Raw genomic sequence first — 1,815 nt, 5'->3', positions numbered from 1 at the left:
GTAGATTAGTGCGGTAACGACCACAGGCAGGCTGGCGAGAGAATTGGACAACACCCACTGCACAATTTCCGCCGAGCCCTCAGAGAGCTGCTCATAAGCGATCGTAATCTCGTCCCCCCTAAACATACCTGGCAGCTGCGTTTGTAGATCTTCCGCATGTCGTCGCAAAACGCTCAAGATGCGAGGAAAATCATTGAGAAGAGATTCCAATTGAGAATACGCCTTGGGGAGCACTGCGAAGAACAATGCAAAAATCATGGAGAGAAAGGCGCCGAAAACAAGCAATACTGAAATAACTCTGGGTACGCTTCGCTCAGTGAGCATATTGACCGGCCCTTGCAGGATGAACGCAATGATCAACGACGCAATAACCGGCGCGAGAATATCCCCCCACATTAAAATCACAGCAAAGCCGATTACCAGCAGAACAGACAATACAACCGCCTGCTCATCTGAAAAATAACGGTCAATCCAAGACCGAACAATGTTTAACATAAAGATTCCAAATTAATGCTTAGTGATAAAGTAGACAAACTCATTTGCCGAATGCTCCGCTTTTAGCTCATGGGGCGTTAACGATATAAAAGCCTCAAAGTCGCGTACAGACCCTGCATCAGTCGCCATAACCTTGACGCGCTCGCCCTCCTGCATCTCGTTCAACTTGAGCTTTGCCCTTAAAAGCGGCATAGGGCAACTTTCACCGCGAGCATCAACCAAAAAATCAAAATCAACCATGTCATGTGTACATCATATTCTTAATGATTGGCCATAATAAGCGAATGCATCTAGGAATCAACGCAGCAAGTTAGTTTATTGTGTACACTTAAATTACGTTTAATATAAGTCGATACAAATGCCCTTTTTAGCACCGATTCTTTTTTTGGTTACTTTATTCGCCTCATCACTTACGCTGGCGAACAATAATCTCCCAACCCTAGGCAACGCCAGCTCAAACATCATCTCGATTGAAAAAGAGCGGCAACTTGGTAATGCCTGGCTCGCAGCCCTTAGAGGGCAAGTACAAACCTACGAACAGCCTGTCGTAGAACAATATTTAGAGCAGCTGGTTTATTCTCTCGCTCCTTATTCAGCGGTTGCCGATCGCGAGTTTCGATTTGTTGTTCTAAACAGCCCCGAACTTAATGCATTTGCCGTTCCCGGAAGCGTAGTCGGAATCAATGCAGGGCTTTTTCTGCACGCTTCATCTGAGCAAGAATTTGCATCCGTCATTGCGCACGAGCTCGCCCACCTCAGCCAACGGCACTATGCTCGACGGCTCGAACAGCAACAACTCAGCACACCACTAACACTTGCTGGCGTCTTAGCATCCGTAGTCATCGCAGCGACAACTGGAGCGGAAGCAGGAATCGCTACGCTCGCGTCAACACAGGCTCTATCCGTTGAAAAATCATTAAGCTATTCACGCCAAAACGAAGAGGAGGCTGACCGCATAGGCATCGAGACCATGTACGCATCCGATTACAACCCACGCGCGATGCCAAAAATGTTTGAACGAATGCTTAAAAATGCGCGATTGCAGGGCAATACGCCACCGGAATATTTATCAACTCACCCACTTTCAGAAAACCGCGTGTCCGACACGAGAAACCGGGCCGAGCAGTACCCTGTTAAACCCTATCAAGACAGCGTTCTTTTTCACATCTGCAAAGCGATTGTGACTGTTGACTACGCACAGTCAAAAGAACAAGCCGCTGATCTATACAAATCAATCATTTCTAGAGGGAAACATAAAAATGTCGACGCAGCTCGCTTCGGTCTTGCGTACGCTCTTCTTGAAAGCGACCCTTCCTTCTC

The 1,815-nt window shown here is 47.3% G+C and carries 3 protein-coding genes; 1 reads left to right on the top strand and 2 read right to left on the bottom strand.

The features are described 5' to 3' along the window. On the bottom strand, positions 1-495 hold a 495-nt coding region (locus A3751_RS14200), incomplete at its 3' end, for an AI-2E family transporter (protein ID WP_156492476.1). A gap of 12 nt (positions 496-507) precedes the next feature. Beyond that, positions 508-735: a sulfurtransferase TusA family protein gene (locus tag A3751_RS14195; protein WP_068457257.1), complete on the bottom strand. Its 228-nt coding sequence runs from the start codon at positions 733-735 to the stop codon at positions 508-510. 118 nt (positions 736-853) lie between these two features. Here A3751_RS14195 and A3751_RS14190 point away from each other — a divergent pair. After that, positions 854-1,815 (top strand): M48 family metalloprotease (locus tag A3751_RS14190; protein WP_156492475.1); only part of this gene is annotated, 962 nt, incomplete at its 3' end.

The organism is Oleiphilus sp. HI0080, from assembly GCF_001635135.1.
This window is presented reverse-complemented; position numbering and strand designations above follow the sequence as displayed.

What these genes read in the sequence shown, in the direction of transcription:
- A3751_RS14195 (WP_068457257.1), bottom strand. Translation starts at nt 735, where the DNA reads ATGGTTGATTTTGATTTTTTGGTTGATGCTCGCGGTGAAAGTTGCCCT.